This window comes from Bradyrhizobium sp. RDI18 (assembly GCF_043203335.1).
Taxonomy (GTDB): Bacteria; Pseudomonadota; Alphaproteobacteria; order Rhizobiales; family Xanthobacteraceae; genus Bradyrhizobium; species Bradyrhizobium retamae.
On sequence record NZ_JBICRN010000008.1, the window covers coordinates 3,010,989 to 3,034,059 of the forward strand.

The 23,071-nt window shown below is 62.2% G+C and carries 17 protein-coding genes and 1 pseudogene; 4 read left to right on the top strand and 14 right to left on the bottom strand.

The window, feature by feature from the left end; all coding sequences use genetic code 11:
* Nucleotides 1–25 precede the first annotated feature (25 nt).
* Complete coding sequence (gene hpnO, locus ACFXS9_RS23685; RefSeq protein WP_392692540.1) at nucleotides 26–1,417, bottom strand: aminobacteriohopanetriol synthase HpnO; 1,392 nt, start codon at nucleotides 1,415–1,417, stop codon at nucleotides 26–28.
* 102 nt (nucleotides 1,418–1,519) lie between these two features.
* Between hpnO and ACFXS9_RS23690 the strand changes: the two genes are divergently transcribed.
* On the top strand, nucleotides 1,520–2,185 hold the full coding sequence (locus ACFXS9_RS23690) for a DUF2147 domain-containing protein (RefSeq protein ID WP_392692543.1): 666 nt from the start codon (nucleotides 1,520–1,522) through the stop codon (nucleotides 2,183–2,185).
* On the opposite strand, the gene ACFXS9_RS23695 is transcribed toward ACFXS9_RS23690, so the two are convergent.
* Nucleotides 2,153–4,741: an MMPL family transporter gene (locus tag ACFXS9_RS23695; RefSeq protein WP_392692546.1), complete on the bottom strand. Its 2,589-nt coding sequence runs from the start codon at nucleotides 4,739–4,741 to the stop codon at nucleotides 2,153–2,155. The two genes, ACFXS9_RS23690 and ACFXS9_RS23695, sit on opposite strands and share 33 nt — an antisense overlap.
* Nucleotides 4,742–5,194: 453 nt before the next feature.
* Between ACFXS9_RS23695 and ispH the strand changes: the two genes are divergently transcribed.
* Nucleotides 5,195–6,121, top strand: a complete 927-nt coding sequence (ispH, locus tag ACFXS9_RS23700; RefSeq protein ID WP_392692549.1) for a 4-hydroxy-3-methylbut-2-enyl diphosphate reductase — start codon at nucleotides 5,195–5,197, stop codon at nucleotides 6,119–6,121.
* A 41-nt stretch (nucleotides 6,122–6,162) separates the two neighbouring features.
* Entirely contained in the window at nucleotides 6,163–7,323 is a 1,161-nt protein-coding gene (hpnH, locus tag ACFXS9_RS23705; RefSeq protein WP_392692552.1) for an adenosyl-hopene transferase HpnH, read from the top strand.
* Nucleotides 7,324–7,427: 104 nt separating this feature from the next.
* Here the strand turns inward: hpnH and ACFXS9_RS23710 are convergent, their stop codons facing one another.
* The 6 genes and pseudogenes from ACFXS9_RS23710 to ACFXS9_RS23735 all read right to left on the bottom strand — a co-directional run bounded on the left by ACFXS9_RS23710 (nucleotide 7,428) and on the right by ACFXS9_RS23735 (nucleotide 13,600).
* Entirely contained in the window at nucleotides 7,428–8,174 is a 747-nt protein-coding gene (locus tag ACFXS9_RS23710; RefSeq protein ID WP_392692555.1) for a phosphorylase, read from the bottom strand.
* Nucleotides 8,171–10,133: pseudogene (gene shc / locus ACFXS9_RS23715) on the bottom strand (squalene--hopene cyclase). Before shc ends, ACFXS9_RS23710 begins: the two are co-directional and overlap by 4 nt.
* A gap of 65 nt (nucleotides 10,134–10,198) precedes the next feature.
* Nucleotides 10,199–11,452, bottom strand: coding sequence for a hydroxysqualene dehydroxylase HpnE (hpnE, locus tag ACFXS9_RS23720; protein WP_392692558.1), 1,254 nt, complete (start codon nucleotides 11,450–11,452; stop codon nucleotides 10,199–10,201).
* Nucleotides 11,452–12,291 (bottom strand): presqualene diphosphate synthase HpnD, encoded by an 840-nt coding sequence (gene hpnD / locus ACFXS9_RS23725; protein WP_392692561.1) that lies wholly within the window; start codon nucleotides 12,289–12,291, stop codon nucleotides 11,452–11,454. Before hpnD ends, hpnE begins: the two co-directional genes overlap by 1 nt.
* The gene (hpnC, locus tag ACFXS9_RS23730; RefSeq protein WP_392692564.1) at nucleotides 12,288–13,166 is read right to left on the bottom strand and encodes a squalene synthase HpnC; all 879 of its coding nucleotides are present in this window, start codon (nucleotides 13,164–13,166) and stop codon (nucleotides 12,288–12,290) included. The genes hpnD and hpnC overlap by 4 nt, the downstream gene beginning before the upstream one ends.
* 191 nt (nucleotides 13,167–13,357) lie before the next feature.
* Entirely contained in the window at nucleotides 13,358–13,600 is a 243-nt protein-coding gene (locus tag ACFXS9_RS23735; RefSeq protein ID WP_392692567.1) for a hypothetical protein, read from the bottom strand.
* A 425-nt stretch (nucleotides 13,601–14,025) separates the two neighbouring features.
* Between ACFXS9_RS23735 and ACFXS9_RS23740 the strand changes: the two genes are divergently transcribed.
* A complete protein-coding gene (locus ACFXS9_RS23740) occupies nucleotides 14,026–14,529 on the top strand; it encodes a hypothetical protein (protein ID WP_392692569.1) in 504 nt (167 codons plus the stop codon).
* A gap of 70 nt (nucleotides 14,530–14,599) precedes the next feature.
* On the opposite strand, the gene ACFXS9_RS23745 is transcribed toward ACFXS9_RS23740, so the two are convergent.
* The 6 genes from ACFXS9_RS23745 to ACFXS9_RS23770 all read right to left on the bottom strand — a co-directional run bounded on the left by ACFXS9_RS23745 (nucleotide 14,600) and on the right by ACFXS9_RS23770 (nucleotide 22,966).
* Complete coding sequence (locus tag ACFXS9_RS23745) at nucleotides 14,600–15,658, bottom strand: hypothetical protein (protein ID WP_392692572.1); 1,059 nt, start codon at nucleotides 15,656–15,658, stop codon at nucleotides 14,600–14,602.
* Between the two features lie 57 nt (nucleotides 15,659–15,715).
* Nucleotides 15,716–18,106, bottom strand: a complete 2,391-nt coding sequence (locus ACFXS9_RS23750; RefSeq protein WP_392692574.1) for an RND family transporter — start codon at nucleotides 18,104–18,106, stop codon at nucleotides 15,716–15,718.
* A gap of 210 nt (nucleotides 18,107–18,316) precedes the next feature.
* Nucleotides 18,317–19,111, bottom strand: a complete 795-nt coding sequence (eutC, locus tag ACFXS9_RS23755) for an ethanolamine ammonia-lyase subunit EutC (protein WP_392692577.1) — start codon at nucleotides 19,109–19,111, stop codon at nucleotides 18,317–18,319.
* 6 nt (nucleotides 19,112–19,117) lie between these two features.
* Complete coding sequence (locus ACFXS9_RS23760; RefSeq protein WP_392692579.1) at nucleotides 19,118–20,704, bottom strand: B12-binding domain-containing radical SAM protein; 1,587 nt, start codon at nucleotides 20,702–20,704, stop codon at nucleotides 19,118–19,120.
* Between the two features lie 132 nt (nucleotides 20,705–20,836).
* On the bottom strand, nucleotides 20,837–22,219 hold the full coding sequence (locus tag ACFXS9_RS23765; RefSeq protein WP_392692582.1) for an ethanolamine ammonia-lyase subunit EutB: 1,383 nt from the start codon (nucleotides 22,217–22,219) through the stop codon (nucleotides 20,837–20,839).
* A 165-nt stretch (nucleotides 22,220–22,384) separates the two neighbouring features.
* On the bottom strand, nucleotides 22,385–22,966 hold the full coding sequence (locus ACFXS9_RS23770; RefSeq protein WP_392692585.1) for a hypothetical protein: 582 nt from the start codon (nucleotides 22,964–22,966) through the stop codon (nucleotides 22,385–22,387).
* Between the last annotated feature and the right edge of the window lie 105 nt (nucleotides 22,967–23,071).

The window sequence follows — 23,071 nt, forward strand, 5'->3', positions numbered from 1 at the left end:
TCCTCCGGGCCTCCGAGGTCTGTGGTTACGCCGACTTCCTGACCGCGTTGTCGACCAGCGTCTTGCCGAGCGACCAGATCGCGCCGGGCACCTTGTGGCTCGCGGCAATGACGTCGTCGAACGATTTTTCGATCCAGGTGCAATCTTCTTCCGTGATCACCAGCGGCGGCAGCAGCTTGATGGTGTGGCTGCCGTGGCCGGAGACTTGCGTCAGGATCTTGTGATCCTTGAACAGCGGTACGGTGATGAGCTGGCAGAACAGGCCTTTATTTGCGGTCTCCAGCAGATTCCAGGAAGCCTTCAGCTTCAGCGATTTCGGCGGACCGAACTCGATGCCGATCATCAATCCCTTGCCGCGCACTTCCTTCAGCAGTTCATAGCCGGGCACCATGCGGGTCAGCGCAAGGCGAAGCTCGGCGCCGCGCTTGGCGGCCTGCTCGACAAGTTTCTCCTGCTTGATCACATCGAGAGTGGCGATGCCGGCGGCCATCGCCATATCGTTCTTCGAAAAAGTCGAGCCGTGCACGACCGCGCGATCCATCTGGCTGAAGATCTTGTCGAAGATGGACTTGCGGGTCAGCAGCGCGCCGACTGGCACGTGACCGCCCGACAGCGCCTTTGCCAAGAGCACCATGTCGGGCTCGACATTCCAGTGCTCGACTGCGAGGAATTTTCCGGTGCGGCCGACACCGGTCTGGATTTCGTCGGCAATGAAGATCGTGCCATATTTTTTGCACAGCGCGGCAGCGCCCGGCAAAAATTCATCCGAGGGCATGTTGACGCCCTTGCCCTGGATCGGCTCGACAATGAAGGCCGCGACCTGGCGCGAGGACAATGCCTGCTCGAGCGCGGCGAGATCGTTGAAAGGTATCTGCGTGCATCCCGGCAGCAGCGGCTCGAAGCCGCTTCTGAAGTTCGTGTCGTCCATCAGCGACAGCGCGCCGTAGGAGAGGCCGTGGAAGGAATGCGAGCAGGAGACGATGCCGGGACGGCCGGTCGCACCGCGCGCGAACTTGATTGCGGCTTCGACGGTCTCGGCGCCGGAATTGGCAAAGAACACCTTGTCCAGATATGGAACATGTTCGAGCAGGCGTTCCGCCAGTACGCCCGCCAGCGTCGAGACGTCGAGTTGCACCAGATTGGGAAAATCGCTGTCGAGCACGCTTTTCAGCGCCAGGCGCAGCGCCGGATGATTGCGGCCAATCGCAAAAACGCCAAATCCGCTGAGTAGATCGAGATAGCGGGCCCCGTCACGATCGAACAGGTATTGTCCTTGACCCTTCTGAAAGCCCACATCGTAGCCGATGGTCTTCAGCACCCGGACGAGCTGCTCGTTCAGATGGCGCGCATGCATGGAACTGCGCTGCGCCTGCCGCTCTACAAACAGCCCGGAAACGTCTAGATATGAATCTGGCATTGGCTACATACGTCGGTTGATGGCTGTTTCGTCAACTGAAAACGCTCAATGCGGCGTTTTGACCTCTCGCTTGGATCATCTACTTAAACACAGGTTCGAACCATGTTGCACTGCCTAAGAACTGTCGCGCGCACAATAGTTTATTCGGGAATCATTTTAGCCACAGGTCTTAATGCGGCGCTGGCCGCCGATCCCACCGGTGACTGGAAAGTGGCCGACGGTGTTGCCAACATTCGCGTCGCCCAATGCAACGGCAACATGTGGGGCGTCGTTGCCTGGGAAAAGATGCCGGGCGGCAAGGACAAGAACAATCCGGATGCCTCCAAGCAGAGCCGGCCGACTTTGGGCATGCCGATCCTGATCGACATGAAGAAGAAGTCCGGCGTCGATGCGTGGGAGGGTGAGGTCTACAACGCCAAGGACGGACAAAACTACAGCGCGACCATCAAGCCGGTCGGGACCGACCAGCTCGAGATTCAAGGCTGCGTGCTCGGCTTCCTCTGCGGCGGCGAGACCTGGACCCGTGTCGGTCCGCCGATCCCCTTAAGCCCCACCAACAGCATGGCCAAGGGCGCACCGAAGGGTGCATCCGGCGCAGCGCCCAAGACCGCAGCGCCAGCCGCCCCGCCGGCGCCGCCGAAGACCACGGGTGCGGTAAATCCTGCGCCTGCGCCGAAGGCCGCGCCCGGTCAGAAACAGGCGGCCGCCCAGCCCGGCGATATCGGCGACATCTGCCTACTGCCCGACATCGCGCGGTTTGCCCATTAGCGCCGGCTGGAACAGCAACACCGCAGCAAGCGTGATGACAAACGACAGCGCCAGCAATTTACCCATGCTGGCGGTGCCGGGATGACTGGATAGCCACAAGCTTCCGAAAGCGGTCGCAGTCGTCAGCGCAGAGAAAAAGATCGCGCGCGTCAGGCTCGACTGCAGCAGATTATTTCTGCCCTCGCGCCAGGCCACGACGTAATAGATCTTGAAGGCGACGCCGACGCCGAGCAGCAGCGGCAATGCTACGATGTTGGCGAAGTTGAGTGGCAGTTCGATCAGCACGCAGAGCTCCAGCGTCACCGCGCCGGCCACCAATAGCGGCACCATCGTCATGAGCACGTCGGTGACGCGCCGCAGCGTCAGCCACAACAACAGGCTGATCACCACCAGCGCCCAGATGCCGGCGTGAATGAACGCCTTCACGATGGTGTCGCCGGATTTGAGGATCGACACCGGTCCGCCGATCGCATTCGGCTCGGCAGCCAGCACCGCATCGGCAAAGCGGCGCAAATTGTCGTTGTCGTTAGGATCGCCTTTCGGCAGGGCCTCGACGCGGATCAGCCCGTCCTTGGACTTCCAACTATTCAACAGTTCTGGCGGCAGCGTCTTCAGCGTCACCGGCCCGGCTTGCATCGTGTTCCTGAGCTGGTCGAACACGATCTTGAGCGGGGCGACGAAGATGTCCTGGGCCTTGTCGCGCGTCGCCTGGTCGCTTCCGGCAAGCTTGGACAATGCATCCGCCAGCCTTCGCGAGGCAACCGCGCCCGGCCCCTTGCCGTCGCCCGCGGCCCTGCGCAAGCTGTCGACCGAACTCTTCAGCGCCTCTACATTCTCCTCATCGGTGGGCGCCGCGTCGACCGAGTCGGGATTGAGCGCGGGGCCGACGACCTTCGCTGCCTTTCCGATCAACTGGAGCTTGGCTGGCTGGTCTTCGGGCACGAAGCTGTCGATCGACATCACGCGAAGAACTTCCGGCAACTTCTCCAGCCGCGCCTCGATCTTCTTCGCTTCGGCTTCGGAATTGGTCAGCACGTTGATGGCGTTGGCGCCAGTGTTGGGATCCTTGCGCAGATCGAGGAAGGTCGCGATTGATTCGGCCTTCGGATTGCGCAGGTTGATCGGGTTGAAGTCGAACTTCATGAAGTAGAGCAGCGGCAGGCCCGCCACCACGAGCAGCAGCGTTCCGGCGACGATGATGACGCGGTGCCGTTCGAGGAACTCGTCGACCGGCGCCAGAAACGCGTAACCGACAGGCTCGCTTTCTCCGGGCGGGTGAAGCAGCTTCAGCATGGCTGGCAGCACCGTGATGCTCGAGATGAACGCGATCAGCATACCGGCGCCGGCAATCTTGCCGAGTTCGGAAATGCCCTTGTAGTCGGTGGGCAGGAAGCAAAGAAAGCCGGCAGCGGTCGCCATCGCGGCAAGCGACAGCGGCACCGCCGAACGTCGGGCCGCACTCTCCAGCGCCAGAGCCAGATCTTCGTTCTTGAAACGCTCGGAACGGTAGCGGACGCTGAATTGAATGCCGAAATCGACGCCGAGGCCGACGAACAGCACGGCAAAGGCGATCGACAGCAAGTTCAGCGATCCCACCATCATCAGGCCGACCGCGGTCGTCAGCGCCAGGCCGATGAACAGGTTCACGAACACCGCGAAAATGATCTTCGCGGAGTGCAGCGCCATCCAGAGAATGACGAGGACAATAAGCACCGTTGCGACGCCGTTGACGATCGCGCCGTCCTGCACGGTCGAATATTCTTCGTTGGCGATCGGAACCGGGCCGGTCAGCCGGACGCGGGCGCTGTACTGGCCCGCGAAATCGAGGTCGGTCGCGGCCTGTCGGATCGCGTCGGTCGCATCCTTGCCGGGTTCGAGTGCATTGTAATCGAGCTTCGGCTTGAATTCGATGAAGGCGCGGCGGTCGGCATCGGTCAAAGGCTTGTCGCTGACGAGCTCGCGCCAGGAGAACGTCGCCGCCCCCTTGCTCAGGATATCCTCGACCGTCTGGCTGATCAGGTTGAACGGGCGCTCGGTATTGTCGAGCTTGACCTGCCCGCGCTTGACGCCGGCAAGCCCGGTTTCCAGCGCCCCGGTCAGGCCGCGGATCGAGGGATCGCCGGCCATGATCTCGATCAGGGGCGCAGCGGCTTCGAGCTGGCCGGCGACCTTGCCGACTTCTTCCACCGGCAGGAACAACAGCCCGTTCTTCTCGAAGAACTCGCCGGATCCCAGCGGCTGCACCGATCTGAAATGTTTGGTGTCGCCGGACAGCTTCGTGGCCAGCGCCTTGGAAGCCGCACTGGCGAGTTCCGGGGTCGGCGCCTCGACGACAGCCAGAATCAGCTTTTCACGGTCGAAGGCCTGCTCGAACTGATTGTCGCGCTTGCGCCAGTCGAGATCGGGCGAAATCAGCGTATTGATGTCGGTGTTGATGGCGAAATGCCGAGCGGCATAGTAGGCACCCCCGACCGCCAGAAGCAGCGAGACGATGACGACGAGAGTGGCAAACCGCGTACAGGCTTTGACAACGGCGACAACTACACTGGTCAGCACTTCGTTTCTTTCTAAATCTAAAAGGAGAGGAGAGCTGGGCGAAAACGCCCCGCTGTCTAGCGGAGTTCCCGCAGCCGATCTAATGTTGTTTTGGTTACTTCCCCGAGGGTTCGAGCGAAGTCGCCACACAGACCGGAACGGGCATCCGGGCGCCGGTATAGCCGGTTCGGCTGGGCGATAAAGTGACGAACCGGTGAGGAACAATCGGCCGGGCAGCGCATCCATCGGTAGCTAAATACCCAACATCCGGTAACCATTGCGCGATCCACCTTTTCTATCCGCACAATTTTTGACACATAGTCCTGCGCTTCCATGTGCCTAGTATGGGGATTACCTACGGGAACCGGCCATGGTGCGGATATTGCAAATATCCGGAGTGTGATCGGCTGCACGGAGGCCTTCGGGTGAATTTGCGAATTCGGTATTTGGTGCAACTTGCGTAATGGAAATCCCATGGAAGTGTATCTAGCGCAGCCCCGCGGATTTTGTGCGGGCGTCGTGCGTGCCATCGAAATTGTTGAGCGTGCGCTCGAGAAATACGGCCCGCCGGTCTATGTCCGGCACGAGATCGTGCACAACAAATACGTGGTCGAAAGCCTGAAGGCCAAGGGCGCGATCTTCGTCGAGGACCTGTCGGAAGTTCCGCCACTCGCGGTAACCGTGTTCAGCGCCCATGGCGTGGCCCGCAGCGTCGAGGAAGAAGCCGCCTCCCGCGGTCTCCCGGTCCTCAATGCCACCTGCCCGCTGGTCACCAAGGTCCATAATCAGGGTAAACGGTATATGTCCAAGGGCCGTACCCTGGTCCTGATCGGCCATGCCGGCCATCCCGAGGTCGAGGGTACCATGGGCCAGGTTCCGGGCCCGGTTCTCCTGGTCCAGAACGTCGATGACGTGGCGGCTCTGCCGCTGCCGACCGATGCCCCGGTGGCCTATATCACGCAGACCACCCTCAGCGTGGACGACACAAAGGACATAATTGCCGCCCTTCAGGCCAAATTTACAGATATTCAAGGCCCCGACATCCGGGATATCTGCTATGCGACACAGAACCGCCAATCTGCGGTAAGGGACCTGAGTAAGCTGGTGGACGTCATCTTGGTGGTGGGGGCCGCCAATAGTTCCAACTCAAACAGGCTTCGCGAAATCGGCACCGAGGTCGGCGTCGCGAGTTATCTCATTGCCGACGGGAGCGAGCTGAACCCTGATTGGCTGAAGGATGCAAAGGCTGTCGGCATTACGGCGGGCGCATCGGCGCCCGAAGTTTTGGTAGACGACGTGATCGAGGCTTTGAGGCGTATCGGACCCGTCACGGTTTCGGTGCTGCCAGGCCGGGAGGAAAACATCGAGTTCCGGCTTCCGGCCGAACTGACTGCGGGTTGATCCAGTTCAAGATTTACAGGTCCAGAAAGAAAATCTCCAAAATGGCAATACCGTTCTTCAAGGAAATGCGTATCGGCGCCTATCTGATGAAGCAGAAGCTGCTTGGCCGAAAGCGCTACCCGCTCGTGCTGATGCTGGAGCCGTTGTTCCGCTGCAACCTCGCCTGCGTCGGCTGCGGCAAGATCGACTATCCCGATGCGATCCTCAACCGCCGCATGACTGCGCAGGAATGCTGGGATGCGGCCGACGAATGCGGGGCGCCGATGGTGGCAATCCCCGGCGGCGAGCCGCTGATCCACAAGGAGATCGGCGAGATCGTGCGCGGCCTCGTAGCGCGCAAGAAGTTCGTCTCGCTCTGCACCAACGCGCTGCTTCTGGAAAAGAAGCTCGATCTGTTCGAGCCCTCGCCGTACTTGTTCTTCTCGGTGCATCTCGACGGCCTCAAGGACCACCACGACAAGGCGGTATCGCAGAAGGGCGTGTTCGATCGCGCGGTTTCCGCCATCAAGGCCGCGAAAGCGCGCGGCTTCACCGTCAACGTCAATGCGACCATCTTCGACGGTCACGCTGCCGAAGACATCGCGAAGTTCCTGGACTTCACCACCGAACTCGGTGTCGGCGTCTCGATGTCGCCGGGCTACGCCTATGAGCGCGCCCCGGACCAGGAACACTTCCTCAACCGCACCAAGACCAAAAAACTGTTCCGCGACGTCTTTGCGCTCGGCAAGGGCAAGAAGTGGAATTTTATGCATTCCGGCCTGTTCCTCGACTTTCTGGTCGGCAACCAGTCCTACGAATGTACGCCCTGGGGCATGCCGGCGCGCAACATCTTCGGCTGGCAGAAGCCCTGCTACCTGCTCGGCGAGGGCTATACCAAGACCTTCAAGGAGCTGATGGAAACCACGGACTGGGATTCCTACGGCACCGGCCGTTACGAGAAGTGCGCCGACTGCATGGCGCATTGCGGCTATGAGCCAACCGCGGCCAACGCGGCGTTCGCCAACCCGTTCAAGGCTATGTGGGTCGCGCTGCGCGGCGTCCGCACCTCGGGTCCGATGGCGCCCGAGATCGATCTCTCCAACCAGCGCCCGGCGCAATACATCTTCTCCGAACAGGTTCAGAAGAAGCTGTCGGAAATCCGCCGCGACGAGGCGGCTGCCGCCGCCGCCAAGCAGCAGGCGAAGGCCTCCACCGCCGCCTGAGCGGGCACGGAAACAAGATTAAAGGGCTCCGGTTCTCAGCGATCGGAGCCCTTTTTCTATTTGTCTGACGCTTTCGAAAATTCTGAAGCTGCCGCCCCGCGCCCTCAGGCCTCCGCCATGGCAAAGCTCTCGCCGTGCAGGAAGCCACGGCAGCCGCGCAGCGAGCGCAGCGCGCGGTTGAAATCGAGCCCCGTCGAGACCAGCGCACGCAGCGTGGCGGGATTGCGCACCACCCCACGCAGCACCTTGCCGAGGTCGATGTCGCCGTTCGGCTTGATGGCGCTCTTGGCGAGCGCCGGAAGCGCCCTGGTGGCCGGATCGGAGATCACCCGCAGCGCCGCGAACGGAAGCCCCGCCTCGGCTGCATAGGCCGCCGCGATGTGGCTTTCCATATCGACCGCCGCCGCCCCGGTCTCCGAATGCAGCGCGGCCTTGCAGGCGGTCGCCGCGATCACCTGTTCCACACCCGAAAGAATGCCACGGACCACGCGGCGGCGGCGCAGCGCCGCGCGGGTAATCATTTCCTCGTTCAGCGCCAAGCCTGCCAGAAACCGGGTATCGCCGGCCAGAACCTCGGTCGCCACCACCACATCGCCTGATTTCAGCGACGGATCGAGCCCGCCGGCGACGCCGAACGAGATTACACCCCTAAAAGTAGTAGGATCCAGTGTTGCCAGCAGTGCGCGCAATTGCTGCGGATCGCTGGAACTACAGATAACGATCATGCCGGGCCCGGCCGCGATACGGGCTTCCTGCACCAATCCTGTAACGATCAAAACCGGTCGCGGATCATTCGAATTGCGATCAACCGAATTGTCCACGATCGCGGCGGCCCCCGCCTCCAAAGTCACATCCCGACCCCTACCACCCTGCTGTTGGTGCTTCTCAAATTCCGATACCGCGCCAGCGCCCAGAGCGGAAAGAACTTCGAGTAGCCATGATACCGCAAGTAAAACACCCGCGGAAAGCCTGTAGCCGTGTAACGTGCCTCATCCCACAGTCCTTTCTCGGTCTGTGTGGCTTTTAGGTACTCCACGCCCCGCACGACAGCCGGATGCTCCACCTCGCCGGCCGCCATCAGACCAAGCAAGGCCCATGCCGTTTGCGAGGAGGTCGACGGCGCCTGCTCATATCCCTTGTAATCGAGTCGGTAGCTGACCGCATCCTCGCCCCAGCCGCCATCGCGGTTCTGGATCGAAACCAGCCAGTCCGCCGCCTTCCGAATCAAGGGATCCTGGTGGTCCACGCCGGCGGCATTGAGCGCACACAGCACCGACCAGGTTCCGTAGATGTAGTTCAGCCCCCAGCGGCCGTACCAGGAGCCCTCCGCGAGCTGGGTGCGGCGCAAATAGGCAATGCCGTCCGCGACCACTTTGCTGGTCTGCGCGGTCTCGCCGAGCTGGGCCAGCATCGAAATGCAGCGCGCGGTGACGTCCTCGGTCGGCGGATCGAGCAGCGCGCCGTGATCGGAGAACGGGATGTTGTTGAGGTAATATTCAAGGTTGTTGACGTCGAAGGCGGCCCAACCGCCATCACTGCTCTGCAGGCCCTCGATCCACTCGCGGCCGCGCGCAATCGCCTGATCGTATTCCTTGCTGCCGGTCTGCCGGCGCGCACGGTCCATCGCCATCACGACCACGGCGGTGTCGTCGAGATCGGGATAATAGTCGTTGTTGTACTGGAATGCCCAGCCGCCCGGACGAACGTCGGGCGCCTTCGCCGCCCAGTCGCCCTTGAGGTCGAGCACCTGCCGCGGCTTCAGCCAGTCGAGACCCTGCTTCATCTTCTTGAGCGTGTCCTCGCCGCCGGCCTCGGCAAGCGCGTGGCAGGTCAGCGCGGTGTCCCACACCGGGGAGACGCAGGGCTGGCAATAGGCTTCGTGCTCGCCGATCACGAGCAGGTTGTCGATGCCCTTGCGGGTGACCGCACGCGGCGGATAATCCGGTCCCTTGCCGAGCGCGTCGTACATCATCACGATATTGGCCATCGGCGGATAGATCGCACCCATGCCGTCTTCGCCGTTGAGCCGCTCCTCGGTAAACGCGAGCGCGGCGTCGATCGCGCGCTGACGCAGCTTTTTTCGGAAACAACGGTTCGACCACGCGCAGGATCTTGTCCAGCGTGCTGAAGAGCGTGAACCAGCCCCAGCTTTGATGCGGCGCCTTTGTGTTCATCCCGACCGACTTGGGATCCTGCAGGAACAACTCGTCGATGCCGACGCCCTTGGGATTCTTCGCCAGCGGCTTCAACGCCGCCATCACCATCAGCGGCACGATCGTGGTGCGCGCCCAATAGGAGATCTTGTTGAGATGGAACGGCGACCACGTCGGCAACAGCATGATCTCGACCGGCAGCACCGGCACCGCGCGCCAAGTCAGTACACCGTAGAACGCCAGCAGAAACCGCGTGAAAACGTTGACGCGGGCAGCACCGCCGTGAGCGTGGATCGCTTCGCGCGCGCGCACCATATGCGGCGCATCGACAGAATCGCCAATCATCTTCAGCGCGAAATAGGATTTGACGCTGGCGCTCATGTCGAACGGGCCATCCTGCACCAGCGGCCAGCCGCCATGACTGCCTTGGGTGCGACGTAGATAGTTCGCGATCTTGGCTTCGAGCTCATTGTCGATGGGCTCGGCGAGATAGTGGCGCAGCAGGATGTATTCGGCAGGGATGGTGCTGTCGGCTTCCAGCTCGAATACCCAGTGTCCGTCGGATTGGCGGTAACCGAACAGCGCTTCGGTCGCGGAAGCGATGCTCTTCTCCAGGGCAACGGGGTCGACGGTGTGTGTTTTGTCGATGGCAAGCATCTCGCTATACATCCCTATATTCGCGACGGGCTCTGTGAAGCCGGTCACGCAACTCGTCCTCAGGCTTAACGCCTCGCCAGGACCAGATCGGCGGCGCGATCGCCTGACCGCACCGATCCCTCGATGGTTGCCGGTAATCCGGTATCAGTCCAGTCGCCGGCGAGAAACAGGTTTTTGAAGGACGTCATCGTCCCCGGCCGCAGCGCATTCTGCTCCGGCGTAGCCTCAAAAGTCGCACGGCGTTCGCGCACGATCTGCCAGGGCGGCAATGGAGTTTCGCCCGACAGGCCGGCGGCTTTGCAGACATCCCGCCAAATCGCCAGCGCGAGTTCCTCGCGCGGCATGTCGACGAGCCGGTCGCCATTGCTGATGGTGACCGACAGCCGCTGCGGGAATGCGAACAGCCACTCCACCAGCCCGCCGACGACGCCGAGAATCGGCGGCGCATCCTTGGGCGGATCGAAGCGGAAATGCGCGTTGACGATGGCGCGGAATTTCGACGGCGTCTTCAATCCCGGCAGCAGCGCCGCCGCAGGCCGCGGCGGCACTGCGAGTACCACGACGTCGTCGGGGCCGAGCGCGATGGTGTCGCCAACGAATTTCAGCTCGCCGACATCGCTGCCCTTCCTCACGAGTTCGCGCAACTCATGGCCGAGTTGGATCGACGCGCCCTTGTCCTGCAAAAGCTTGATCGCCGGCTCGACCAGCACAGCGCTGAGGCCGTCGCGTGCGATCAGCGGCCGGCAGGCCTGCCCGCCCGCCAGCAGCGTTTCCCGCACGATCGCGCCGGCCAAACCCGCCGAACCCTCCGGCGGATCGACATTGAGCGCCGCCAACAGCAGCGGCTGCACCAGCCGCTGGTACAGCGTGCCCTTGCAGGAGATCGCATTGCCGACCGGTTTATCGGTCCCTGCCCAGATCAGCGGCATCAATGCGAGGTAATCGAACAGCTTGGTATCGGGGACGCGGCGAGCCTCGTCGAACACCCACAACGGCAACTTGCCGTCGCCAAGGTCGAGTTGCCAGCGCTGGCCGGTTGAGATGTCGATAAAGGGAAACTGCGCAGCCTTTGGCCCGACCAGCCCCGTTTCGGTGCCGATCGATTTGGCGTAGGCCAGCGCATGACGGTTGCCGGACAACAGCAAATGATTGCCGTTGTCGATGGTGAGGTTGGTGGCCGCATCGAAATAGGACCGGCAACGACCGCCGGCCTGCTGCGTGGCCTCGTGGACATGCACCCGGTAATTGGCGTTGGCGAGCCGCACGGCCGCTGAAAGGCCGGAAATGCCGGCGCCGATGATATGAACGTTTTTCTGCATCAGATGATCGCGTATCGGAGAAGGATCGCGATTTTCGCCCATTTGTGGACGCGGACCGGCTCGCGCGGAGCGGCAAAGCCCCGGGCCAGCAGCAAGTCCAGAATCGCACGGTAATATTTCGACATGATCCGCGGCGCGCGCACCACGCGCCGCGAATTGCGTTTCATGATTTCGTCGGCTTTCTCGAAATGCTTTTTCGCGCGCTCGGCCAGCGCCAGACATACTTTCGGCAATGCGCGATCGACGATCACCCGCTGCGGATCGTCGGTCGTGATGCCGGCAAGCAGCAGGCCTTCGCGAGGCAGATAGAGCCGACCGAGGCCGGCGTCTTCATCGATGTCGCGCAGGATATTGGTCAATTGCAGCGCGCGCCCGAGGTGGTGGGCGAGCAGGATGCCGTCTTCCTCAGGCAGGCCGAACACGCGCACCGACAGTCGCCCGACGGCGCTAGCGACGCGGTCGCAATAGAGATCGAGGGTGGCAAGATCCGGCGCCCGGATGTCTTGCGGCACGTCCATCTCCATGCCGTCGACGACGGCGAGAAAATCCTCGCGCTTGAGACCGAAGGTTTTGACCGACGCGGCGTAGTCCTGCAGACGCGGCGGTGGGTGACCCTGGTACAGCGCATCGATATCGTCGCGCCATTGCTGGAGCGCAGCCAGCCGCTCGGGCCGCGGGCCGTCGGAATCGGCGATGTCGTCGACCTGGCGGCAGAAGCTGTAGATCTGGAACATCGCCTCGCGCTGGTCGCGCGGCAGGATGCGCATCGCAGCATAGAACGAGCTGCCGGATGCGGTGGCACCGTAATTTGCGTTGGCCGCCGCCGGATGCAACGTCATGCGCCGGCCGCCGGATTTGCCTGGGGGCGGCGTCCGGTCGCGCGGCGAGTGATCTCGCCGGCGATGCCGCCGATGGTATGGCCCAGCAGCTCCAGCTTGCTCAGATGCACGCGCTCGCTGAGCGGATCGCGCACTTTCAGCATGCCGACGATCTTGTCCGCAAATGCCTGGATCACTGCAATATCGAGTCCGAGCCGGAAATCCTTTACCGTGGCACTCAACGACTTGCTTTCATTGAGAAGAGTTTCAGTCCGCACCGCGAGCGCATGGAGACATTGCAACAGCGCCGGGTGCGACTTCGCCTCGCCCAGCATCTCGACGGTGGCGCCGCTTGCTGCCAGCGCGTCACGCGGCAGGTAGACGCGGTTGAGGTTTTTGTAGTCCTTGCCGCAGTCCTGCAAATGGTTGTTGATCTGCAGGCCCGCGCACAGCGCGTCGGAAGCGGCCCAGGTCGAGGTGCTCTCGCCATGAACGTCGAGCATGAAACGGCCGACCGGCATGGCCGAATAGCGGCAATAATGAATGACGTCGTCCCAGTTTTCGTAGCGCAGCTTGGTGACGTCCATCCGGAACGCGACCAGCACGTCGAGCGCGTGGCGCGGCGCCATCGCGCGCTCGGCCAAGGCACGGCGCAGATTAACGGCCTCGGCTTGCGTGTCGCCCTTGCCAAGCAGCTCGGCCTCGAGCAGGTCGAGATAGCTCAGCTTTTCTTCCGCGCTAAGGGTCGCGTGGTCGGCGATGTCGTCGGCAGTCCTGACGAAGTTGTAGAATGCGAGGATCAGCGCCCGGTGACGCGGATGAATGATCCACGACGCGACCGGAAAATTCTCGTCGCGGTCGGTCTTTCCGGATCGCAGGTCGCTCGCGGTGGTCATCAAAAACTGGCTACATCAATCGGGATTGGCAGCATGCGCCGACGCTCGGCGCATGCGAGGAGATCGCGAGCCCCATATAGGGGAATACGCCACCAAAACCAATGCTATATGGGCTTATCAACCCCGCCCGTGACGCGCGTCATAGAGCCGAAAATGGCTGTTTCCGCGAGGATTAACGGACGCGGTGCGCCTTATTGGCCGTTGTTCTTGAGAACCTGGTTGCAGGCCGCGCTGATCTTGGGCCGATTTTCCTTGAGGCACGCCAGGATCGTGAGATCGCCCTGATCGATGACCGGGCGGCAGAATTTCTGCACGTCGCGCGTACAGGCCTTCTGCTCCTCCTCCGTTCCGCTGCGCTGCGCTTGCTGGGCGAAGGCGACATTCGACGAGACCGACATCGACAACAAGGTGAGGGCCAGGAGAGATTTACGCATCGTATTCCTTCATTTCGGCAGCATGAAATCCCGTTCCCGATTGCGTTTCGGCATCGCCGGGGCGGATTTGTTTGGACGGCAGGTGTCGCGTAACGCAGCAACGTGCACAGGACAAGCAGGGTAAATACGGCTAAATTTACGGCGATTTCAGCACGGTAAATAACCGGCTGATATCTAACGTGTATTTCTGCCACACTTTCTCGGAAATTGGTTCTTGCAGACGGTCTTGGGCGAAGCTAGATGCTGCGCCGACGGAGCTGATGCAACGCTTTGATTCCTTTCGGTCGCTTGCGGCGTTTCTTCCTGCCGCGACCGTCGGAAACAGCATTCGGTCATTTGAACCTAACATACTGCGGGAACACTAAATCTTCGATGCGGCGAGACCTATCTTTACGAAGAACGTCTATTTGAGGGGATGACTCACGATGAAACCGTTTGGTTCCAGCTTGCTCTGTCAGGCTCTTGCAGCGGCCGGCGTCGGCGCCGCGCTGATGTTGTCGGTTGCTCAAAGCCATGCGCAAGCGGGCGGCCCGTTTGCCGGCTTTGATGGAAACTGGAGCGGCACAGGCACGGTCGCGCTCTCCAACGGCACCACCGAGAACATCCGCTGCAAGGCCGACTACAAGGTCAACGCCAGCGGGCTTGGCCTGAAGCAAAACCTGCACTGCGCCAGCGACAGCTACAAGTTCGATCTATCGAGCGATGTCACCAGCCAGGGTGAACGCATTTCGGGCAACTGGAGCGAAAAGAGCCGAAACATCTTCGGCAATCTGCAGGGCACCGCCGGTGGCGGCCAGATCGACGTGTTTGTGGAAGCATCGGGATTTGCAGCCAACCTGAATCTGCGCACCACCGGCAACAAGCAGAGCGTGCAGATCGACTCCAAGGGCGAGATCCGCGGCGTCAAGATCACGATGACCAGGACCTGATACGGTTCTTCAAAGCAGTAGCGCCAATGGCGGCTCCCCTCTGGGTGCCGCCATTTTTATTTTTGGCAGCTCAGCGGAATTGCCACGCCCAATACGCTTCGCCGCGGTCGCGGCGTTGCGTCACCTCGACGCGCATGAAGCGATCATGCGCGAGCGCGGCGCCCACCCACAATTCGTTCCAGGCATCGAACACTTGAGGCGACAGCGCTTCACGTTCCGCCATCAGGCGCCACGAAGTCTGGCGCACGGTTGCGCCCGAGCCTTCGACTTGCAGTTCTGCATCGTCGTCCTGCCCCCGCGCAAGCCGGGCGAAGGCCTTGGCGAAACCCACCGCCCCCGCCTCCACGCCACCCAACAGCGCAGCGACGTCGTCGAAGGTGTGCATCCCGACGAGCCGCGCAGCGGCGCCGGCGAGATGGCCGCCCTCCTCCGGTCCGAGCACGGCAATCGTCTCCGGAACGATCGAGGTGATGTACTCCATCGCATAATTGCGAAGCACCTTCTGCAGCCGTTCCTCCGGCCACGTGTTCTCCGGCAGGCGCGGCGCGAGCTCGGCACGGAACGGCGGACAGCGTTCGCCCGGCGAAAACTGCAGTCGCTGCTCGGGCGCGAGATCGTGATCCCATTCCTTGTAGTAACCTTCGAGCCCCGGCTGGCCGTCGACGGTTTGGCCCGTGCAGACGAAGCCGAGTCTGGGATTGCCGAGCGCGACGCCGTTATTGGAATGCCATCCGCGCAACATCGCCCGCGACACTTCCGAGGGGATTCCGCAAATGGCCGTGCCGGACCAGATCCAGCGCGGCGGCGGATAGCGCACCCAGGCCTTGGTGTCGCTCTCGCGGACATACTCGACCTTCACGCCGCCGACCTGGTTCGACAGATAGTGATATTGGGCACACGCGACCGCATGCGGAAGCTGGTCGAGGCCGAGCTTCTTCAATCCGGGAAGGAAGCGCGCCAGTTGCTGGCGCCGGAAGGTGCGAAATACCACCTCGGCCGCGCGCGGCGCGCCGGCCCGCGACGCCAACATCAGGATCAGCCCGGTGAGATAGGAATGATAGATGTGTTCGACCGCGCGGTAGGCGGCAGCGTCGGCCGCAGGACGAGCGGCTAATCCTGCAGACGTCATTCCTAGCCCCTCTGCGGCTGCCGTTGGCCGGCAACCCCTGTTGTTCAGCAGCGTTCGTTATTCGGCAGCCTTGTTCTCCGCTGGCTCGACGTGACTGACGCCGCAAATCTTTTCCGACAGGCTGATCAGGAACATCGAGGTCGGCCGCAGGATGAAGAGGTCAGCCACCAGTGCTGCGACCATCGAGAACGCGCTGAGCCAGCCGAACAAGCGTAGCGACGGCAAGTCGGAGAACACGGTGACGACGAGGCCGCAGGCCAACACCACCGTGGTCAGGATCAACGCCGGGCCGACCAGCACGGTGGCGCGCTCGACCGCCAGTCCCGAACTGACGCCCGGTTTGCTCTCCAGGCGAAGCCGGTTGAGGAAGTGGATCGTGGCGCTTAGGCCCAGGCCGAACGATACCGTCAGCGCGACGACGCTGGCGAATTGCAGCCCCTCGCCCAACATCCACAGTACCGTGCCCGATGCCACCACCGGGAAGATGCCCGGCAGGATGCAGGAGAACATCACCACGACCGAGCGGAACGCGAGCCCGATGAAGACGGCGACGATGAGGAATTCAATCGTCAGGCCGTGGTTGAGCTTATCGATCATGTTGGCGCTGTTGCGCGCCGCAATCGCCGACAGACCAGTTACCGCGATCTCATAGCCGGGGTGTTCGGCGCGCACCTTGTCGAGTGCCTTGTCGAGCTTGTCGACCACAGGAAGGATTTCGCTTGAATCGAGATCGGGAACGCGCCCTGACACCACCACCGCATCCTGATCGGCCGAGATGAAGCGGCGGACCAGATGTTCCGGGATGACGCTGACATATTCCTTCAGCGTCGCGACGTCGTTGCTGCCGGCCTTCTCCGCGAGCCAGCGGCGCAGCGTTTCCAGCGACCAGACGTTGCCGACGCCGGCCGACTTCTCGACCATCGAGTGGACGTCGGCGATCGTCTTCAAGGTTTCCGGCGCGTAGAGCGAGGCGCCCTTGGGGAACTCGATCAGCACGTCGATCGGATTGGCGCCGGTGAGCTTGGCGTCGAGCCGGCTCGATGCCGCCACCGCCTGCCGCTTGTCCGGCACCTGATCGGCGAGCCGGTAGCGCGGCTCCAGCGTGGCGTAGATGTAGCCCAGCGCGCCGACGAAGATCAGCGCGATCAGGCTAAACATGCCGGGGCGGCTGACCATGCGCACCGCAATCCAGTAACAGAAATTGCGCAGCGCCTGCACGCCAGCGTCGGCGCTCTGGAATTTCACCGCAAAAATCTTCTCGTTGCGGACGAACAGCACGCCGAATACGGGCACCAGCGACAGCACGGCTACCAGCGCGATGATGGTGGCGGCAAGACCGGCCTCGCCGAATTTGCGGATCAGTTCGGAATCGGAGAATTGCAGCGCGATGAAGGAAATGCCGGCGGTGCCATGGGTCAGCACGCAGGCCGGGCCGACTACCAGCACGGCGTTGGTGAAGGCCTTCAGCTTGTCCTGGCCGGCAATGAGGCGGTCGCGCGCCGCGAACGTCAACTGCATGGAGTCCGAGAAGCTGATCACCATGATGAGCGGCGTCATCACGTTCAGGAACATGTTGAGATTGAAACCGGCCCACCCGAGGCCACCGAGCGCGAGCAGGATCGCGATGATCGGCGGGAAGGCCGCAACCACCATGAAAGATATCTTGCGGAAGAAGATGATCGCGATGATGCAGCCGGCCAGGATACCTAGAATGTTGTAGGTCAGCCCGTCGCGTTTGACCGCATTGCGGATCTCGAGCTGCATGACGGGAACGCCGGAAAGCTGGGCGTTGAGCCCGCTGCCGGAAAGATCCTCGGCCATGATCTTCCGCATTTCGCCGACCACCGTGCCGAGCTCGTTCGAGGAAACGACCTTCGGCTCCAGCGACAGCACGATCAGCGCCAGCGTGCCATCCTCGGACAACAGCTTGCCGCGAATGATCTCGTTGGTTTTGACGGTCTCGACGAACTTGTCGTAGGCGGCGCCCTGCGGCAGTTCGGGCGGGAACAGCGCGGCCGGCAACTTGCCGGGCTCCGGCGCCTGACGCGCCGAAAACAGCGAGACCAAGCCGCGCACGCCTTCGACCAGTTGCAGGTCGGTGACCATGTTGCGGATCTTTTCGAGGTTCTCGCGGGCCAGCAGCGTCTTGCCCTCGACCACGACCAGCACGTCGAATTCGGTCGCCGGAAAGCGCTTGGTCACGGCCTCATATTGCTTGAAGTCCTTGGAATCGGAGCGGAACAACTGGCTCAGCGAGTCGTCGATCTTGATGCGCTGGATGCCGAAGATCGCCGCCACGATCAGCACCGCGAGAATGACCATGGACAGGATCGGCGCCTTGACCGCGATCAGCCCCATGCGCTCGAGCCCGAAGGCGATGCTCTTGCCCTGCGGCGGCTCCTCTATGGCTGCGACGTGGACGCGACTTTCCGAGTTCTTGTCGAGCATACCCTGTCCAGTTCTCACGTCGGCCTGTTTGTGTAGCTTGGTTTTTTGTGCAGCTTGGTGGCGCGAATACGGCTTTGCCAGCCCCTATCCGATCGGCACTAGCCCTTGAAATCACGCGGTAAATTAACCGGCGCCGTTTTACAGGCCCGAACCTGATCCGGCAAGCGCGCGCGGCAGGGCAAATCGGCACGCAAATGTCGAAATTGCGCGTTAAGTCTCTGATTTGCCACACCTGCCAGCGTCACTGGCGGCTATCAGCGCGGTTCCGCTTTCGTCCTTCAGCGCCACGCCGGTGACCCGGCGCACGATGCCTTCACGCACCAACCACGCGATCTTGAAGGCGGCCTCATCGTAGCTCAGGCCTGCGCCGTGGATGTTGGATACGCAATTGCGCTTCTCGTCGGTGAGGCCGCTGCGCGGCGCAAAGGTCAGATAGGCGCCGAGACTGTCGGGAGCCGACAGGCCGGGCCGTTCGCCGATCAGCATCACCACCATCTGCGCGCCGAGCACGGCACCGATCTCATCGCCCAGCGCCACGCGTGCACCAGCAGCGACCACGACATGGCCACACCGGATCCCGGCCTCCGTCAGGCGCGGAGCAAGGTGGCGAACCAGCTCGACAGCGTGGACATTGACGGCCGCCGGCGACAGCCCGTCGCCGATCACGGTCACAACCCCGTTCGCACCGCCGCCTTGCTTTTCCAGCGCGTGCCGCGAATCCGGGTCGAGCATGCGTCCGAGATCGGGGCGGCGCAGATAGTCGCGCCGGTTGCGCGCCTGACTGGAAACCTCGCTGACCTGCAGGCCGAGGCCGGCCAATTCCGCAACGAGTTGCTGCGCATCGAATGCGGCATGCACGGCATCGCGCGCGCGTGCGTGGTCGAGGGCGAAGGCAAGCAGCGCCTCAGTCGGCATGCTGGCGCCGGAGCGGCCGAGTCCGACGCGCGCCGGGGTCAACTCCCGCAGGGCTTCGAGCGAGCGGGTCGGCGGTGTCGGCGTTTTCATGAGCCTTTACTCGGCAGGCACGGAGGCCTCACGCAGCCGGATCGAATAGTTCGACGCATTCTGCTGGCCGCCGGACGCCGCGCGCGCGAACTTGATCAGATGATGCGCGATCGTGGCCGAACCGATCAGCCCCTCGATATCGCCCTGCCTGAGTCGCCCGATCGCAAATTTCCAGAATACGCGCCTGTAATCGCTGAGCACCCCGACCTGCCAGAAGATGTTGCGCAGCATGATCAGCGCGCGCCTGATGTTGGGCCAGGTCTTCATCTCAGGCGCGACCGGCACCTTGATCCGGTTGGCGTAGGTGTAGTCGCATTGATACTGGTAGCGCGCATAGAGCTTCTCGGGCTGGAAGGCGACCTCCATGCATCGCTTCCAGGAATTGATGACCTGGTCGTAGGGCATCAGGAATTCGACGTTGGAATCGCGGCTCTCGTCATCGTTGAGCCGGCCTTCGCGCTCCAGCCGGTCCCACAGCGGCGTCTTCGGCAGCGCCTGCAGCAGATTGATCGTCAGCAGCGGAATCCGCGATTCATCGACGAAGTTGAGCAGTGCGTCCGCCGTGCCCGGCTTGTCGGTGTCGAGACCCATGATGATGCCGGAGACGACCTCCATGCCATAGGAATTGATGGTGTGGATGCCTTCGTGGATCGGGACCATCATGTTGTGGTCCTTGTGCATTGCGTGCAGCGCGTCGGGATCGGGCGTCTCGATGCCGCAGAACACGGTGACGAACCTCGCCTCGCGCATCTTCTCCAGAATCTCGGGCCGCTTGGCGATGTTCAGCGTCGCCTCGCAAGCCAGCCGCACGACGTAGCCCGTTCTCTTCTGCCATTCGATGAGATGCGGCAGCAGGTCGAGGGTAGCCTTGCGATTGCCGATGAAATTATCGTCGACGAAATACACGGTGTCGGTGATGCCGCATTCGCGCATTCTGTCCAGTTCGGCAACGATCTGCTGCGGCGTCTTCAGGCGCGGGTTGCGGCCATAGAGCCCGGGGATGTCGCAGAACTCACACTGATAGGGACAGCCGCTCGAATACTGGATGCTGCCAAGGAGATATTTCTTCACTTCCGCCAGCTCGTAGGCCGGAATCGGAAACTCCGTCATCGACAGGCGTTCACTGGTCGTCAGCACCACCTGCTGCTCGGGACGCGAAGGGTCGCGCGCCAGCCGCGCGATCAGCTCATTGGTGGCGTCGCCGAGTTCGCCGACATGGAGATAATCGAACGAGGGATAGTAATCCGGGCACGCGCTCACCGACGGGCCGCCGATCGCGACCGCAAGATCGAAGGCATGCGCGCGGCGGCAGATATCGTTCATCTGCTGGCGCTGGATGTGCATACCGCTGACGAACACCGCTTCCGCCCATTCGAAGTCTTCCGTGCTGGCGGGGCGAATGTTCTCGTCGATGAAGCGCACCTGCCAGTTTGCCGGGAGATAGGCCGCGATCAGGAGCAGGCCCTGTGGCGGCATGAAAGCCTTCACGCCAGCGGTCAGGGGATAGGCGTATTCGAACGTGCCGAAAGAAGACGTATAGCGCGGGAAGACGCACAGGATACGCCGTACCGTTCCAATGCCCTCAGCTCTCATCAAATTTCCTCAAGGCTGACATCAATTTAAGCACGACATTGAAAGTTGGACCAGAAATTCTTCAACATTGTGACTGTGACTTCTAACTCGCTTTGGGTTCAATTGGTTGCACGGAAATCTGCAGGCCGGAGTTCAGGCGATCAGCCGCGAGGCAAATTCGGGCAGCAGGCCGGCGTTGCCGGCAAGCCGGAAATTGCCGTCCGCGAGGCCTGAGCGGACCAGCCAATCGTCGAATTCGGGCGCTCGCTTCAAGCCGAAGAGGTCCCGGACGTAGAGCGCGTCATGAAACGAGGTCGACTGATAGTTCAGCATGACGTCGTCGGCGCCCGGCACGCCCATGATGAAGGTGACGCCGGCGGCGGCCAATAGCGTCAGCAGATTGTCCATGTCGTCCTGGTCGGCCTCGGCATGGTTGGTGTAGCAGACGTCGACCCCGAGCGGCAGGCCGAGCAGCTTGCCGCAGAAATGGTCCTCGAGGCCGGCGCGGATGATTTCCTTGCCGTCGTAAAGATACTCCGGACCGATGAAACCGACGACGCTGTTGACCAGCAACGGATCGAACGCGCGCGCCACCGCGTAAGCCCGCGCCTCGCATGTCTGCTGGTCGACATTGTGATGGGCGTTGGCCGACAGCGCCGAACCCTGCCCCGTTTCGAAATACATCAAATTGTCGCCGACCGTGCCGCGGCGCAGCGACAGCCCCGCCTCACGCGCCTCGCGCAGCAGCGCGAGATCGACACCAAAACTGCGATTGGCAGCCTCCGTTCCCGCGACCGACTGGAATACCAGATCGACCGGCGCGCCCTGCCCGATCAATCCAAGCGTCGTGGTGACATGCGTGAGCACACAGCCCTGCGTCGGGATCTGCAGCCGCGAGATGATACCGTCGATCAGCCGCAGCAACTCGCCGATCACGGCCGGATCGTCGCTGGCCGGATTGATGCCGATGCAGGCATCGCCCGATCCCAGGAGGACGCCGTCGAGGATCGAAGCGGTAATGCCCTTGGCGTCATCGAAGGGATGGTTGGGCTGCAGCCGTACGCTCATCCGCCCCTTCAGGCCGATGGTGTTGCGAAAGGCCGAGGTCACGGCGCATTTCTTGGCGACCAGGATCAGATCCTGGTTGCGCATCAATTTTGAGACGCCGGCAGCCATTTCCGGCGTGATCCCGCGCGAGACCTTCGCCAAAGACTCGCTTGTTGCGGCATCGGAGAGCAGCCAGTCGCGGAAGCCGCCGACGGTCAGCGACGATATGGCGGCAAAGCCCGGGGCATCGTGGCTGTCGATGATCAGCCGGGTGACCTCGTCATCCTCATAGGGAATGACAGCCTCGTTGAGGAACTGCTTCAGCGGCACGTCGGCGAGCGCCATTCGCGCTGCGATCATCTGTTCCGCGCTATCGGCCGCGACGCCGGCAAGACGGTCGCCGGATCGCGGCGGCGTCGCTTTGGCGAGCAGCTCGCGCAAACCGTCGAACGCATAGGTGGTGGCACCGATGATCTGCCGATAGACCATGCTGACCTTCCTGCGCCGTCCTACTCCGTTGCCTGGCTAGTCTATGCCGGGCGGCCGGCCAAGGCTACAGGCCGCAATCAGCGGAGTGTCGGCATCGTCCGGGCATCGATCCGCTCGAGGCCGTGCGCGGTGGACGGGACCAGCCATCAGGGTCCCCGCCCGTGACTAATCCAGCGTACCAAAATGGCGGATCGAAAAGCTTATTTGATAAGCCACCGCGCTGAGCGCAAACAACATGTGGAATTTTGGGTTGCGCGTTCTCGCGGCTACCACGGACAGCAATATGAAGGCGCTGGTGGCGAAGAGATATTCCAGTCCCAGCGATCGCAGATGCGCTTCGCCCTTTATCCAGGTATCGACCACATCGAGGGCTTCCGTGAGGGCCGCAAAACCAAAGAACCAGCGGCGGCGGGAGAGAAAGTAATCCTCGTAACCCTTATATTCATCGAGATCCTGCGGGAAAAGCAGGACACTCAGGAAATAGTACATCGATGCGTAGACGCAAACGAAGAAGTAAAGGCCATACGTCCAGTGCTGGATGTGGCTCAGCCGAAACTCCCACCACCAGAACGCGACCACGTTCAGGAGCGCCCAGGCGACCCAGCCAAGATGTACAGGCCAAATCGGATAGCGACCGGGGTGCTGGACCAATGCCGCGATGCCACTGACCAGACGCGTGACGCTCAGCCCGAGGATCAGGGCGATCAGCACGCGCACGTGGAGATAGAGGTCGAGATTGCCCGGCAAGGCGGCACTTTGAGTCATGAGTCCCAATTCTCACGCATAATCGAAGCAGCGCGGCGCCACCTTCGCCGTGCTCGCTGTCTAACTAGCTTGATTCGCGCCACGGCT

What these genes read in the sequence shown, in the direction of transcription:
- hpnH (WP_392692552.1), top strand. Translation starts at nt 6,163, where the DNA reads ATGGCAATACCGTTCTTCAAGGAAATGCGTATCGGCGCCTATCTGATG.
- ACFXS9_RS23750 (WP_392692574.1), bottom strand. Translation starts at nt 18,106, where the DNA reads ATGCTCGACAAGAACTCGGAAAGTCGCGTCCACGTCGCAGCCATAGAG.
- ACFXS9_RS23740 (WP_392692569.1), top strand. Translation starts at nt 14,026, where the DNA reads ATGAAACCGTTTGGTTCCAGCTTGCTCTGTCAGGCTCTTGCAGCGGCC.
- hpnC (WP_392692564.1), bottom strand. Translation starts at nt 13,166, where the DNA reads ATGACCACCGCGAGCGACCTGCGATCCGGAAAGACCGACCGCGACGAG.
- eutC (WP_392692577.1), bottom strand. Translation starts at nt 19,111, where the DNA reads ATGAAAACGCCGACACCGCCGACCCGCTCGCTCGAAGCCCTGCGGGAG.
- ispH (WP_392692549.1), top strand. Translation starts at nt 5,195, where the DNA reads ATGGAAGTGTATCTAGCGCAGCCCCGCGGATTTTGTGCGGGCGTCGTG.
- ACFXS9_RS23765 (WP_392692582.1), bottom strand. Translation starts at nt 22,219, where the DNA reads ATGGTCTATCGGCAGATCATCGGTGCCACCACCTATGCGTTCGACGGT.
- ACFXS9_RS23760 (WP_392692579.1), bottom strand. Translation starts at nt 20,704, where the DNA reads ATGAGAGCTGAGGGCATTGGAACGGTACGGCGTATCCTGTGCGTCTTC.
- hpnD (WP_392692561.1), bottom strand. Translation starts at nt 12,291, where the DNA reads ATGACGTTGCATCCGGCGGCGGCCAACGCAAATTACGGTGCCACCGCA.
- ACFXS9_RS23690 (WP_392692543.1), top strand. Translation starts at nt 1,520, where the DNA reads ATGTTGCACTGCCTAAGAACTGTCGCGCGCACAATAGTTTATTCGGGA.
- hpnE (WP_392692558.1), bottom strand. Translation starts at nt 11,452, where the DNA reads ATGCAGAAAAACGTTCATATCATCGGCGCCGGCATTTCCGGCCTTTCA.
- hpnO (WP_392692540.1), bottom strand. Translation starts at nt 1,417, where the DNA reads ATGCCAGATTCATATCTAGACGTTTCCGGGCTGTTTGTAGAGCGGCAG.
- ACFXS9_RS23745 (WP_392692572.1), bottom strand. Translation starts at nt 15,658, where the DNA reads ATGACGTCTGCAGGATTAGCCGCTCGTCCTGCGGCCGACGCTGCCGCC.
- ACFXS9_RS23735 (WP_392692567.1), bottom strand. Translation starts at nt 13,600, where the DNA reads ATGCGTAAATCTCTCCTGGCCCTCACCTTGTTGTCGATGTCGGTCTCG.